This window comes from Zunongwangia mangrovi, from assembly GCF_900112105.1.
Lineage (GTDB): Bacteria > Bacteroidota > Bacteroidia > Flavobacteriales > Flavobacteriaceae > Zunongwangia > Zunongwangia mangrovi.
In genome coordinates this window covers 857231-870216 of record NZ_FOKV01000001.1, presented here as the reverse complement: position 1 = coordinate 870216, position 12986 = coordinate 857231, and the positions used below count along the sequence as shown (strand labels likewise).

Below are 12986 nucleotides of genomic sequence, written 5' to 3'. Positions count from 1 at the left end.
AGAACCCCAATTTATAAATATTAAATAGCACGAAAATGACGAAAGCAGATATCGTAGCGAATATTTCGGAGAAATTAGGAATGGAAAAAGGTGATGTACAAGCTACAATAGAAACCTTTATGGAAGAGGTTAAATCTTCTTTAGAAAGTGGAGACAATGTTTATTTAAGAGGTTTTGGAAGCTTTGTTGTAAAAACAAGAGCTGAAAAAACAGGAAGAAACATTTCTAAGAACACTACTATTAAAATACCAGCTCATAACATCCCAGCATTTAAACCAGCGAAAATCTTCGTAGAGGGTGTTAAGAGTAATGTAGATGTAAAATAAGCTATCCAGGATATAGCTTCTGGAATAATGAAATAAATTTATTAATTAAAACGTAACACTATGCCAAGTGGTAAAAAAAGAAAAAGACATAAGGTAGCGACGCACAAGCGTAAGAAAAGAAGAAGAGCTAACCGCCATAAGAAAAAGTAGTTTTCATACTACTTTTTTTGTTTAAAAGATTTTGTTTTAACAACAACGTTCTTTGACATCGAAATTTTAAAATCTTCAGGCCTTTATGGCTGCTATTAGATTTTTTAAAATTTCTTCAGGCTTCAAACACCTGTGATAAAATAATGTTTAATCCATCCCGAATTTTTCGGGCTTAAAAATCTAATAGAGTGGACAAAGAATTAATTATACGGTCCGAATCCTCTGCTGTAGATTTTGCCTTATTAAAAGATGGAAAACTTATTGAACTCAACAAGGATGAAGACGACAACAATTTTAATGTTGGCGATATAATGATCGCCAAGATTAGAAAGGCTGTCCCCGGATTAAATGCTGCATTTGTTAATGTTGGCTACACAAAAGATGGTTTTTTACACTATCATGATCTGGGCCCTCAGGTTTCATCCTTGCTTAAGTTCATAAAACGTGTAAGCACAGGTAAGTTAAAAGATTATTCTTTAAAGAATTTTACTTTTGAAAAAGATATAGACAAAAACGGTAGTATTACCGATGTCTTAAAGTCAAATCAGTCGTTACTGGTTCAAATCGTAAAAGAGCCAATATCAACCAAAGGTCCCCGCATTAGCAGTGAGTTATCCTTACCTGGTAGATATATTGTTCTTGTGCCTTTTTCTAACAGAATTTCGGTTTCACAAAAGATCGAAAGTAAAGAAGAAAAAGATCGTTTAAAACGCCTTGTAAAAAGTATTAAACCAAAAGGTTTTGGCGTTATCGTAAGAACCGTAGCCGAAGGCAAAAAAGTAGCAGAGCTGGACAAAGACCTACAAAATTTGATGGGTCGTTGGACAGCTATGTGTAAAAAATTGTATAAACCTCATTATCCTTCAAAGGTTTTAGGAGAATTACATCGTGCATCCTCTTTATTAAGAGACGTGTTCAATGACACTTTTACTTCTATCACTGTAGATGATGAAACGCTTTATACACAAATTAAAGACTATGTGAGCGAGATCGCTCCTAGCAAAGAATCAATTGTAAAATTACATCAGTCCAATGTTCCTATTTTTGAAAAGTTCGGTATCGAAAGACAGATAAAAACTTCCTTTGGGCGTACTGTATCGATGAGTAAAGGCGCCTATCTGGTTATAGAACACACAGAAGCAATGCACGTTATAGACGTAAACAGTGGAAACCGTTCTAATAAATCTAAAAACCAGGAAGATACCGCTTTAGAGGTAAATTTAATTAGCGCTACAGAAATTGCTCGCCAGTTAAGACTTCGCGACATGGGCGGCATAATTGTAGTCGATTTTATCGATATGGGAAGAGCTGAAAATCGCAAAACCCTTTACGACCACCTTAAAAAGGAAATGAGTGACGATCGTGCCAAGCACAAGATCCTCCCTCCCAGTAAATTTGGACTTATACAAATTACAAGACAACGCGTACGGCCAGAAATGAATATTAAGACCCGTGAGGAGAACCCTAACGGCGATGGTGAGATTGAGGCACCAATTATCTTAATACAAAAAATTAAAGCCGATTTAGATCGCCTGATCAAGAAGAATCATAAAAAGATCACGCTATCAACGCACCCATTTATTTCAGCCTTTTTAACCAAAGGCTTTCCATCTCCCAGATCGCAATGGTTTTTTGACCATAAGCGATGGGTTAAAATTATACCAAGAGATGCTTACACGTATTTAGAATACCACTTTCACGATAAAGACGGGAAAGTGATACGATAAAATTTAAAACGCCTTACAATTCATTTTGCAAGGCGTTTTTTTATACACTAATTTTAAATTTCTTACATTCTAATTTTGGTATAAAAGTTATTATACCGCTTCATTTTAATAATATTTCCATCTTCATCTCTTATAAAAGAAATGGATTCGCCTAACTCTCCATCTCCTCTTACCCTTCTAAACTCATCGTCCTTAATGTGCTTTAAAAAAGTTAGATCAGAACCGGGTGAAGAAGACGGCAAATATATTAGCGCTAATTTATCTCCCCATTTCCCAATATACATTTCGCTAGCCCAGGGCTGTGGATTAAAATGCCCCACGTAATCATCTAATTTCAACTCTTTACTATTTTCTGAATTAGATTCTACTTTTGATAAAATGGAATGAATTCCTCTAACATATTTAGCCGGACTTTCACCTCCAGCATTGATCATTACAGAATACGCCATTTTAGTCTTAGGATTAAGACTTACAACTGTTCTATAACCGGGGCAGCTACCACCATGGCCTACCCACTTGCTACCATCTGACCCTTTATAAACCGAAAAACCTAGTCCCCACATCGTATCAAAATCTGGATCTACCCATTGTACATTTTGCATGTATTTTAATGTTGAAGATTTTAAAACTTCATATCCGGTATCTTCATTTAATAACCTAAACTGCCAGGAAGCAAACTTTGCCAGGTCCAAAACATTTGAAGAAAATCCGGCCGCCGGGGTTATTGCATTTGCTTCAAAAAAATTAATCAAATCTCGATCACCATTACGCTTCGTAGCGCTATAACCAATAGCCATTTCTTTGCCATAGAGTTCCTTTGGAAGGAAACTTCGGGTATCCTTTAATCCTAAAGGCTCAAGGATATTCTCTTTAACATAAGCATCGTAATCTTTACCTGAAACTTCCTCTACTACTTTCCCTAAAAGCGCCAATCCTAAATTACTATACTGAAAGTAGGTTGAAGACGGATATAAAGTTTCCAATTCGGCTAGACCATCCTGAAAATTTTTATCCTTTGGAAACTCAAAATCTGGAGCACTCCAGTAAGATGCATTTGCCTCTCTTGGTAAACCTGCAGAATGGGTTAAAATAGCTCTAATCGTAATAGGACCACTACCTTTATATTTTTGTTTTAGATCGAACCAGGGTAAGATATCCTGGATTTCATCATCCAAACTTAGTTTCCCTTCTTCGTACAACTTCATTACCGCGATCGAAGTAAACAATTTAGAAATAGAACAAATACTGCAAATTGTAGAAGCCTCTGTTGCTATTTCTTCAGACATATTGGATTCTCCAAAACCGCCCTTCCAAATAATTTCCTGATCCTTTACCGCAACTGCGCTAATACCAGGTAGATTATCAAAATCTTTTTGAGCATCTAACCAAACCTCAACAAATTTTAATGCATCTGTATAATCTTTCTCCATTGCTTCTTGAGCGTTCATAGAGAAGCTGGCAAATAGCATTGACAGTAGAACGTAAATTTTCTTCATAAGTTTTACTTTAATTTTGTCTCTAAAATATAGAATTTTAGCTTAGTTTGCCTCACAATGGATACCAAGAAATCTTTTACCGTTAAAGAAGCTACCGTAAAATTGATGCAATTTTGTGCGTATCGCGATAGAACACACAAAGAAGTTGAAGAAAAATTAAGGAGCATGAATATGATTCCTGAAGCTCAGCAACAGATCATCATTCAGCTTATGCAGGAAAATTTTCTTAACGAAGAGCGATTCGCTAAAAGTTTTGCCCGTGGAAAATTCAGAATAAAAAAATGGGGAAAAAGAAGGATCACTAACGAGCTGAAATTACGTGGAATCTCACCCAGAAATATACAAACCGGACTAAAAGAAATCTCTGAAGCCGATTATCTTTTAACTTTCCACGAAATCTCAGAGAAAAAATGGGAGTCGATCAAGGAAACTTCAGTAATTAAAAAGAAAAAAAAGTTAGTCGATTATTTACAATATCGAGGTTGGGAAAGCCAATTGATCTTCGAAAAAGCAAATGAACTGGCAGATCAAAACGATTAAAAGTTTCAGAATAACAGATTCTGCCTAAAAATTTAAAAAGACTTCAGAATAAAAAAATACATCTAGCGCACGACTTTATTGGTGTTTTCCACTGCTTTTCGGTTTTTATAATCTATCCACTTTTGCCCACGCAATTTTCGCATGTAATTATCAAAATTTCGCATGATCACAAGATTATAAACCGCTTTCGATAAATTTAGAAAAGTACGCGGTGTAGCTCTTAAACTCATCGAAAACCCTGCAGTTAAATAAGTCATTTGATGCCAGTAACCTTCTGGCATATAAAGCGTTTCCCCATGATTTAATTCGGTTACATAGCCTTTGGCTTTCTTTAAAGCCGGAAACTTTTCAAGATCTGGACTTCTAAAATCTATATCTTCTCTGGAAATTAAAGCATGCGGAACTTTATATAAATATTTACTTTCTGAAGGTGGATAGATGATACACTGTTTTTTACCATGAAAATGAAAGTGAAGGATGTTCGCAAAATCAATATCATAATGCATAAAAACTTTGGAGTTCTTCCCTCCAAAAAACAACATTGGCAATTGTTTTATCATTCGTAAACCAATATCAGGAAACTTAAAATCTTTTTGTAGTGCAGGTACTTCTTTCATTAAATGATAAAGAAAAATACGGTAGTTGGTAGGTTTGGATTTTAAAAGATCGATGTAATCTGCCATTTTCATCTCGGCATGCGGCTCGTTAAATTTATACTCTGAAGTAATTGGCCTGTCGTCATACAAAGGCACTACTTTCTCACCTGCAAGCTCTTTTATATAATCCAGGTTCCATTTTTCGAACGCTGGCCAGTCTTCGATTAAATTTTCGATCACAACTGGCTTTTGCGGCTGCACATAATTCTTAACAAATTCTTCCTTAGAAATTCTTTTTACACGTGGAATTTCCGCTAACTGCAAACCTCCGTACTTCATTATTCGATATTAGCCTTTTTATGCGTGTTTTCTATCGCTTTTTTATTCTTGTAGTCTATCCATTCCTGTCCTTTCATTTTACGCATTAGATTATCGTAATTCCGCATAAATAAAAGATTATTTAGCACTTCCAGAACTTTACCGGGCGATCTAGGGAAAGATCTTAAGGTAAGTGATAAACTGGCGGTTTCATATTTTATAAAATGCCACCATTTACTTGGCATAAACAAACCTTCACCATGACCAAGATTAGCCTCAAAACCTTTTGCTTTTGCTAGCGCAGGATAGGTTCTAAAATCTGGATTATCCATATTGATTATTTCCATACTTACAATAGAGTGCGGAACTTTATACAAATATTTGGTTTGATCTGGTGGATATAGCAATACACGCTTTTTCCCAGAAAAATTAAAATGAAAATTATTCGCCAGATCCATATCGTAATGCATCACCACACTAGAGCCCTTACCACCTACAAATAAAACAGGCAATTTTTTAAAGAATTTCACTCCGAGATCTGGATATTCTATATCATTTAAAAGCTCTGGACAGTTTTGCAAAAGATTAAAAAAGAACATTCTAAGATCTGAAGGTCCTTTTTCGAGTATATCAAAGTATTCTTTAATTGGCAATTTCATGGCAGCACCATGAGAATTTTGTCTCCCTTTTGCCGGAGTACTATCATAAAGTGGCACTACAACTTCACCGGCTTTCTCTCTAAAGTAATCGAAACTCCAGTTTTGATAAGCCGGCCAGTTTTTAGCAAGATCTTCAAAAATTACCGGTCGCTGCGGAATAAAAAATTTCTTTTGAAATTCCTCTCTAGAAATTCCTTTTACTCTTGGTATTTCCTGAAGATCCAGCTGCATATTCAGATTTAAGCTTTCGCTTTAGCTTTTTGTTTTTCTTCGGTAATCTTATTACGCTCGATCGTATGCCCTGGTCTGGACCATTTTGGCTTTTCACCAAGCGAATTGTATTTAGATTCTGTTGCTTCTACCGTTTCTGGCTTCGACTTTTTAGTAAATGGCTTTTGTGGATTTAAACCTAAAGCTTTAAACATTTGCATATCTTCACTAACATCTGGGTTTGGCGTAGTTAGCAATTTATCCCCAGCAAAAATTGAATTTGCTCCGGCAAAGAAACACATCGCCTGCCCTTCTCTACTCATTTGCGTACGCCCTGCAGATAATCTTACCTGAGTTTCTGGCATTACAATTCTGGTTGTAGCAACCATTCTCACCATCTCCCAAATAGACACCGGCGCCTGCTCTTCCATTGGTGTTCCTTCAACAGGAACTAAAGCATTAATAGGTACAGATTCTGGTTGAGGATTTAAAGTTGAAAGCGCAACCAACATCCCGGCACGATCTTCCTCTTTTTCTCCCATGCCAATAATTCCGCCGCTACAAACTGTAACATTGGTTTTTCTTACATTATCGATAGTCTCTAAACGATCATCGAAACCACGGGTAGAAATTACTTCTTTATAGTATTCTTCAGAGGTATCTAAATTATGGTTGTATGCATACAAACCTGCTTCAGCTAAGCGCTGCGCCTGGTTTTCAGTAAGCATTCCCAGCGTACAGCAAACCTCCATATCAAGTTTGTTAATGGTACGCACCATTTCTAAAACATTATCAAACTCTGGCCCGTCTTTTACGTTTCTCCAGGCTGCTCCCATACAAACACGAGAACTTCCGGCAGATTTTGCACGTAAAGCCTGCGCTTTTACATGATTTACGCTCATTAGATCATTACCTTCAATATCGGTATGATAACGAGCTGCCTGTGGGCAGTAACCACAATCCTCTGGGCAACCGCCTGTTTTTATTGAAAGCAAAGTTGAAACCTGTACAGTATTAGGATCATGATGTTTTCTATGAACCGTAGCTGCTTCGTAAAGCAGTTCCATTAAAGGTTTATTGTAAATCTCTAAAATTTCTTCTTTGGTCCAGTTATGTCTTGTCGCCATGAAAATAGATTTATTCAAAAATAATCAAAACTTCGCTAAAAGAGCAGCGAGGCTTTTTCGCTCAATAGAGCAAAAACATATTAAACTTTATTAATTAAAATAGAAACGGCATTACCGCCAAAACCAACAGCATTTATCAGAATTTTCTGTAATCGCGCAGGTTTTTTACTAATATCGGAAAAAGGAACTGAAATAAACTCCTGATGTTTCAGCATTAACAGAGCTAATTCCAGATTCAGGATTCCCGATGTTGCAAACGTATGTCCAATTTTCCACTTATTGGAAGTCATTGCCGGTAAATTTTCACCAAAAACGGCTTTTATCGCGTTCACTTCGCCAAGATCACCTTTTATCGTACCCGGTGCATGCATTACAACCGCATCAATTTCAGCAGGATCCAGATCTCCAATGGCCATTTTCATTGAATTTTGCATACATTTTCCGTCTTCAGAAATTGATACACTATGCTTTAATTTTTCTGCGGAATAACCGATTCCGGTAATTTTTGCTAATGCTTTTTCTGAAGCTGAAGTTTCTAAACACAACAATCCTGCACCTTCTCCTAAAACCATCGAATTTCGGGTTTTATCAAGATTCAATGCCTGGCAGGGATATTTTAGATCTTCTGAAGCATAGGTTTTAATCGCTTTCATCTGGGCGATCGTAAAGGGTGTAAGCGCTGCTTCACTTCCGCCGGCGATAAATTTATCGGCCAAACCAGACTGTAACCAGGCTACCGCATTTAAAACCGAATGCAAACCGGTAGAACAGGTCACGCTATGCGAAAAATGAACTCCGTTATTCTCTAGATCCTGCCCAACCCAGGAAGAAATATTGCCCAAAGTGGTTGAAGGAGAAGCCTGCGTGGATGCCTGCCGATTTTCGATAAATTCAGCATGAAATTTTTCAAACAATCCAGTGGCACCACGAGAACTCCCAATATTGATTCCTATATTTTTTTCATTTTCCCAACCAGGTCTTTTTATTGCCAGTCGAGAGGTGTAAATTGCAAATAACACCGAAAGATCGAGCCTGCGATAATTTGCAGATTCGCTTCTTAAATTGTCGATTTCTACACGTAATTTTTCTGGCAAAAAAGCAGCAAAAGCTTCTTCACCTTCAAAATCATGCTTTTGTATTAAATGATGATCGCTTTTATAAGCCTCCCAAATCGCCTTAGGATCTTCTCCCAAAGGAGAAACCGAAGCCATGGAAGTTATATAAATTGGATTTTTCATGTTTACGGTTTACGGTTTACGGTTTACGGTTTACGAATTTAAAAGGCAAAAGCTTGATGAAACTGATTGTAAGAAAAGTTTTTAATTTATTTTTTCATTAACACATCTTCAAATCATCAAATTAACTCATCAAGATATTTATTTTCTAAATTCTAGCAGCAAAGCGGTCTAGAGTCTAACTTCAATTTTAGAATTTATCAAACACGTCTTCGATCGTATTATAGATCTTCTGCATTTCTTCATCTGAAGTTATAAAAGGAGCGGTGATATAAATAGTATTTCCAAGCGGACGAAGATAGACGCCATTCTCCATAAAATAACTAAAAAGCTGATTCCGAATATTTCCGTAGCGCTCCATTTTCACATTTAGATCGAATGCAAAAATGATCCCTAAATGTCTAATATTGGTCACTTTTGGATGATCTTTTATTTTCTCTGCAAAAGCCTGATGTAAATTCTCGATTCGCTTAATATTGCTTTGCATCTCTTCTGAAACCAGCAATTCTACTCCGGCTAAAGCAGCAGCGCAGGCTAATGGATTCGCGCTATACGTGTGCCCGTGAAAAAGCCCTTTAGCAATCTCATCTGAATAAAAAGCATCGTAGATCTTTTGCGAACAACTGGTTAAGCCCATTGGCAACAATCCGGCAGTTAGTGCCTTCGACATGCAAACAATATCTGGTTTGGTTTCGATATAATCTGAAGCAAAATATTTTCCGGTTTTTCCAAAGCCCGTCATCACCTCGTCTGCCACGCAAACAATATCATGTTCTTTACAAACTTTCAAGATTTCATTTAGTCCATCGGCATCGTGCATTTTCATCGCAGCAGCCCCCTGAACTAAAGGTTCGTAAATAAATCCGGCGATATTATTCTCTTTGATCACTTGTTTTAGCTGCTCTAAAACTTCCTGATTATTATCGCCTTTTGGCACCGGAATTCGTTTAACGGCAATAAAATGATCCTCGAAAGCGCCATTATAAACTGATAACCCCGAAACAGACATCGCTCCAAAAGTATCGCCATGAAAACCTTCCTCAAAAGCCAGCATCACTTTGCGATCGTTCCTCAAATTGTGGTGATACTGCAAAGCCATTTTTATTCCGATCTCCGTAGCCGTAGAACCATTATCGTTAAAGAACATTTTTTGCTGCCCTTCAGGTAAGATCTTCATTAAAGCTTCAGAAAGTTCTACTGCAGGTTTGTGGGTAAATCCGCTGAAAACAACCTGATCTAAATTCTTCATTTGTGTGGCTACACGATCTGTAATAAACTCATTACAATGCCCGTAAACGCAAGTGTACCAGGAAGAAATTCCGTCGATATATTCCTTGCCGTTTTCGTCGTAAAGCTTTACGCCATTCGCTTTAACAATCCCCAGAGCATCGCTTGCAATTTTGTGTTGCGTAAGCGGGTGCCATAAATGTTTTTTATCTCTTTCAGCTAAACTTAAATTCTCTTGCATTCTTTACTTTTTCAGATTCTCACGAAATTTATCTGCGTATTTTTTAATCACTTCCACAGTAAATTCTTCCTCTTCTTCTACTCGACCAATCACCGGCACGCCACTCATTTTCTCGATAATATCTTCAGTGGTTTTTGTCTCATTTCCGCTGTAAATAATTCCGAAGCAATCTAAACCGCGACTACGCAAAGCTTCAATGCTTAATAATGTATGGTTAATGCTTCCCAGATAATGACGTGAAACCAGAATAACTTTATCGTTCGAATCAATTAAATCGGCAATAGTTTCAGAATCGCTTATTGGAACAAGCAAACCACCGGCACCTTCTACAACCAGATCATTATCGGTTTCTGGCCGAATTATAGTTTTTGAAGAAACTTGTACTCCATCAATTTCTGCAGCTGCATGCGGACTCATAGGCGTCTTCAAAGCAAAGGCATTTTTATGGAATTTGGTCTTTTTATTACTAATTAAACGCTCCACTTTATGCGTATCTGAATTATCCAGATCACCCGCCTGAATTGGCTTCCAGTAATCGGCTTCCAAAGCTTCGGTCACAATTGCCGAGATCATGGTTTTACCAACTTCAGTATCGATACCAGTGATAAAATAAGATTGTTTCATTTTAAATTAAATTTGTGTTAGGGCTACTTTTAAAATATTCACAAGCTCTTTTATTTCTTCTTCGGAATTAAAACTATGCAGGCAAAAACGAAGTCTTTCTTTTCCCTTGGGAACCGTGGGTGAAAGAATTGGTTTTACCAGATATTGATTTTGTTGAAATTTTGAAGCAATTTTTTTTACCACATTGTTTCCCGGAATTATCGCACATTGAATAGCCGACTCACTTTCGATAAAATAATGGTCGATTTTGGCCAATTTTAATTCCCTTTTAAAACATCGAATTTTGGCTTTTAGTAGCTCTAAAACTGAATTATCACGAGCTAATTGATTAAAAACCACTAATACTGTCGCAATTGCATGCGGCGGCAATCCCGTAGTATAAATAAAACTGCGCGCGAAGTTGAAAAGATAGGTTTTAAGTGCTGAGTTTCCCAAAATCACCGCTCCGTGTGCACCAATGGCCTTCCCAAATGTATGAATACGGGCAAAAACTTTGTTTTGTAGTTCAAGCTCACAAACTAAACCTTCTCCATGCTGGCCAAAAACGCCTGTGCTATGTGCTTCATCGACGATGAGAAAGAAATTATTTTCTTCGGAAAAATTAGCTAGTTCCTGCAAAGGAGCAAGATCACCATCCATCGAAAAGACAGCTTCTGTAACTATATAAACTGATGTATTTTCTAAAATTTCCTGTCTTGAAATTTTATGCTGTAAATCACCAATATCGTTATGCTGAAATTTATAAGCTTTGGCATTGCTCATTGAAATTCCGTCTCGAATACTGGCATGAATCAATTCATCATAAAAAATAAGATCGCCTTTTTGCGGCACTGAAGAAAAGAAACCAATATTGGCATCGTAACCCGAATTAAAAAGCAAAGCCGCTTCAGCCTGATGAAATTCGGCTAAAAAATCTTCAGTGATTTCGTATAATTTGTGATTTCCGGAGATGAGTCGGCTGCCGGTTGCGCCATTTTGCTTCAGCTTATACTGTTCGCAAAGCTTTTGAGCTTCAGTAAAAATCGGTTCAGAATTTGCAAATCCGAGGTAATCATTAGAGTAAAAATCGACACCTTCCGCAGCAATTTTTAATTCCCTTAAAGAATTATCCTGCGATCGTTTATCTAGGCTTTTTTGAAGCTTGGAAGGGAATCTATTCATGCAGGCAAAATTACAAGTTTACCTGAATATGCCCTTACAGATTGACGAAAATCGAGTTTTTAAGCGGAAAGTTATGATTATTCTAAAAGCACTAAACTCTAAATAAAAGAACTAAGAGCAAGCCAAAGAGACATTCTTTGGAAACAAATCTTTTATTTCGCGTCAAGCCTCGGGATATTACATCCATTGGTGGTGCCAATAAACGAATCACATTTTGGTGTGATCTACATTATCCTCTGGAGTATCGTCGATCTCACTTTTAAGTACGTGAGAGTTTCTTTGATATTTCCCTCTTAGATCGTCCATTTTAGATTGATCCCAAAGCTTATTCCCGATAAAATAAGAAGCTCTACCAATTAAATGAGCTCCCACCGGAGCAGTTAAGAACAAGAAAAGTACAATTACAAAAGTTCTGGAAGTCGTACTAAGATCGTAAAAATAAAATGCCACGCCCCCCAATAGCAAACCTACACCTAATGTTGCTGCTTTAGTGTTTACAGATATTCGTAAATAAGTATCTGGCATACGTATAAGACCAACTGCCGCCAGCAAAACGAATAAGGTTCCTAATGTGATTACAACTCCTATAAAAATGTTCATTTCTTCTTGCTTCTTCGTTCTAAATAATAACTAAGGGCTACGGTACTTAAAAATGCAATAAGTGCCAAAATCATCCCTGTATCTAACAATGTAGAGCTACCAGAAGTAATGGTATAAACACCAATAATCCCAATACCGGTAGTGATCAAAAGGTCTAATGCAACGATTCGATCTGCAATACTTGGCCCCTTAAAGAATCTTATTAGAATAAGAATTACAGAAAAGGCCAAAACTGGCAGGATTACTATTCTACAATATTCTACTAAAGTCATTATTTTAAAATCTCTAAAATTCGTTTTTCAAAACCGTTTTTGATTCCGGCAATGAATTTTTCTTTATCTTTTATATACATCGCGTGTACATAAAGCACCTTCTTATCGTTAGACACATCTAAACTTAATGTTCCAGGGGTTAACGTGATTAAATTTGCCAAAAGGGTAATCCCAACGTCACTTTGCACCGTTAATGGAACTTTTACGATTCCAGGTGTCATATTTAGTTTTGGCGTCATTACTTCCCAGGCCACCTCTAAATTTGCTTTTACCAGCTCTTTTACAAAATATAGTACAAAAAATATAAGTTTAGGAACAATAGTAAAATACTTTGCTTTTCTGGATCCTTTAGTGATCACCATTAAGATCACGTAACTTAGTACAAAGCCAAATAAATAGTTAGAGAAATGAAAATCTCCTGTGAGCACCACCCACACAAATGTTAGAAGAATATTAGATACAAACCTGTTTTTCATT

At 36.8% G+C, this 12986-nt stretch carries 14 protein-coding genes; 3 read left to right on the top strand and 11 right to left on the bottom strand.

All coding sequences use genetic code 11. From position 1 onward, the window contains the following. Window positions 1-35 precede the first annotated feature (35 nt). Window positions 36-326 (top strand): HU family DNA-binding protein, encoded by a 291-nt coding sequence (locus BM201_RS03980; RefSeq protein ID WP_013073853.1) that lies wholly within the window; start codon window positions 36-38, stop codon window positions 324-326. Between the two features lie 338 nt (window positions 327-664). After that, the gene (locus BM201_RS03975; protein ID WP_092540070.1) at window positions 665-2203 is read left to right on the top strand and encodes an Rne/Rng family ribonuclease; all 1539 of its coding nucleotides are present in this window, start codon (window positions 665-667) and stop codon (window positions 2201-2203) included. 62 nt (window positions 2204-2265) lie between these two features. On the opposite strand, the gene BM201_RS03970 is transcribed toward BM201_RS03975, so the two are convergent. Next, window positions 2266-3699: a serine hydrolase gene (locus BM201_RS03970; protein WP_092540069.1), complete on the bottom strand. Its 1434-nt coding sequence runs from the start codon at window positions 3697-3699 to the stop codon at window positions 2266-2268. 57 nt (window positions 3700-3756) lie between these two features. On the opposite strand from BM201_RS03970, the gene BM201_RS03965 reads away from it, so the two are divergent. Continuing rightward, complete coding sequence (locus tag BM201_RS03965) at window positions 3757-4239, top strand: regulatory protein RecX (protein ID WP_092540068.1); 483 nt, start codon at window positions 3757-3759, stop codon at window positions 4237-4239. A 62-nt stretch (window positions 4240-4301) separates the two neighbouring features. Here the strand turns inward: BM201_RS03965 and BM201_RS03960 are convergent, their stop codons facing one another. The 10 genes from BM201_RS03960 to BM201_RS03915 all read right to left on the bottom strand — a co-directional run bounded on the left by BM201_RS03960 (window position 4302) and on the right by BM201_RS03915 (window position 12985). Continuing rightward, window positions 4302-5174: a cupin-like domain-containing protein gene (locus BM201_RS03960; protein WP_092540067.1), complete on the bottom strand. Its 873-nt coding sequence runs from the start codon at window positions 5172-5174 to the stop codon at window positions 4302-4304. Further along, a complete protein-coding gene (locus tag BM201_RS03955) occupies window positions 5174-6043 on the bottom strand; it encodes a cupin-like domain-containing protein (RefSeq protein WP_092540066.1) in 870 nt (289 codons plus the stop codon). The genes BM201_RS03960 and BM201_RS03955 overlap by 1 nt, the downstream gene beginning before the upstream one ends. Window positions 6044-6051: 8 nt before the next feature. Continuing rightward, entirely contained in the window at window positions 6052-7149 is a 1098-nt protein-coding gene (bioB, locus tag BM201_RS03950) for a biotin synthase BioB (protein WP_092540065.1), read from the bottom strand. An 80-nt stretch (window positions 7150-7229) separates the two neighbouring features. Further along, window positions 7230-8387: a beta-ketoacyl synthase N-terminal-like domain-containing protein gene (locus tag BM201_RS03945; RefSeq protein ID WP_092540064.1), complete on the bottom strand. Its 1158-nt coding sequence runs from the start codon at window positions 8385-8387 to the stop codon at window positions 7230-7232. Between the two features lie 187 nt (window positions 8388-8574). Continuing rightward, the gene (bioA, locus tag BM201_RS03940) at window positions 8575-9852 is read right to left on the bottom strand and encodes an adenosylmethionine--8-amino-7-oxononanoate transaminase (protein ID WP_092540063.1); all 1278 of its coding nucleotides are present in this window, start codon (window positions 9850-9852) and stop codon (window positions 8575-8577) included. 3 nt (window positions 9853-9855) lie between these two features. After that, the gene (gene bioD / locus BM201_RS03935; protein WP_092540062.1) at window positions 9856-10476 is read right to left on the bottom strand and encodes a dethiobiotin synthase; all 621 of its coding nucleotides are present in this window, start codon (window positions 10474-10476) and stop codon (window positions 9856-9858) included. A gap of 6 nt (window positions 10477-10482) precedes the next feature. Then, the gene (locus BM201_RS03930; protein WP_092540061.1) at window positions 10483-11637 is read right to left on the bottom strand and encodes an aminotransferase class I/II-fold pyridoxal phosphate-dependent enzyme; all 1155 of its coding nucleotides are present in this window, start codon (window positions 11635-11637) and stop codon (window positions 10483-10485) included. A gap of 207 nt (window positions 11638-11844) precedes the next feature. After that, window positions 11845-12237, bottom strand: coding sequence for a monovalent cation/H(+) antiporter subunit G (gene mnhG / locus BM201_RS03925; RefSeq protein ID WP_092540060.1), 393 nt, complete (start codon window positions 12235-12237; stop codon window positions 11845-11847). Beyond that, on the bottom strand, window positions 12234-12509 hold the full coding sequence (locus BM201_RS03920; protein WP_092540059.1) for a cation:proton antiporter: 276 nt from the start codon (window positions 12507-12509) through the stop codon (window positions 12234-12236). The genes mnhG and BM201_RS03920 overlap by 4 nt, the downstream gene beginning before the upstream one ends. Beyond that, a complete protein-coding gene (locus BM201_RS03915; RefSeq protein WP_092540058.1) occupies window positions 12509-12985 on the bottom strand; it encodes a Na+/H+ antiporter subunit E in 477 nt (158 codons plus the stop codon). Before BM201_RS03915 ends, BM201_RS03920 begins: the two co-directional genes overlap by 1 nt. Between the last annotated feature and the right edge of the window lies 1 nt (window position 12986).

Bases quoted from the DNA above. Each gene is read 5' to 3' on its own strand.
- BM201_RS03980 (WP_013073853.1), top strand. From the start codon at position 36: ATGACGAAAGCAGATATCGTAGCGAATATTTCGGAGAAATTAGGAATG.
- BM201_RS03970 (WP_092540069.1), bottom strand. From the start codon at position 3,699: ATGAAGAAAATTTACGTTCTACTGTCAATGCTATTTGCCAGCTTCTCT.
- BM201_RS03965 (WP_092540068.1), top strand. From the start codon at position 3,757: ATGGATACCAAGAAATCTTTTACCGTTAAAGAAGCTACCGTAAAATTG.
- BM201_RS03960 (WP_092540067.1), bottom strand. From the start codon at position 5,174: ATGAAGTACGGAGGTTTGCAGTTAGCGGAAATTCCACGTGTAAAAAGA.
- BM201_RS03955 (WP_092540066.1), bottom strand. From the start codon at position 6,043: ATGCAGCTGGATCTTCAGGAAATACCAAGAGTAAAAGGAATTTCTAGA.
- bioB (WP_092540065.1), bottom strand. From the start codon at position 7,149: ATGGCGACAAGACATAACTGGACCAAAGAAGAAATTTTAGAGATTTAC.
- BM201_RS03945 (WP_092540064.1), bottom strand. From the start codon at position 8,387: ATGAAAAATCCAATTTATATAACTTCCATGGCTTCGGTTTCTCCTTTG.
- bioA (WP_092540063.1), bottom strand. From the start codon at position 9,852: ATGCAAGAGAATTTAAGTTTAGCTGAAAGAGATAAAAAACATTTATGG.
- bioD (WP_092540062.1), bottom strand. From the start codon at position 10,476: ATGAAACAATCTTATTTTATCACTGGTATCGATACTGAAGTTGGTAAA.
- BM201_RS03930 (WP_092540061.1), bottom strand. From the start codon at position 11,637: ATGAATAGATTCCCTTCCAAGCTTCAAAAAAGCCTAGATAAACGATCG.
- mnhG (WP_092540060.1), bottom strand. From the start codon at position 12,237: ATGAACATTTTTATAGGAGTTGTAATCACATTAGGAACCTTATTCGTT.
- BM201_RS03920 (WP_092540059.1), bottom strand. From the start codon at position 12,509: ATGACTTTAGTAGAATATTGTAGAATAGTAATCCTGCCAGTTTTGGCC.
- BM201_RS03915 (WP_092540058.1), bottom strand. From the start codon at position 12,985: ATGAAAAACAGGTTTGTATCTAATATTCTTCTAACATTTGTGTGGGTG.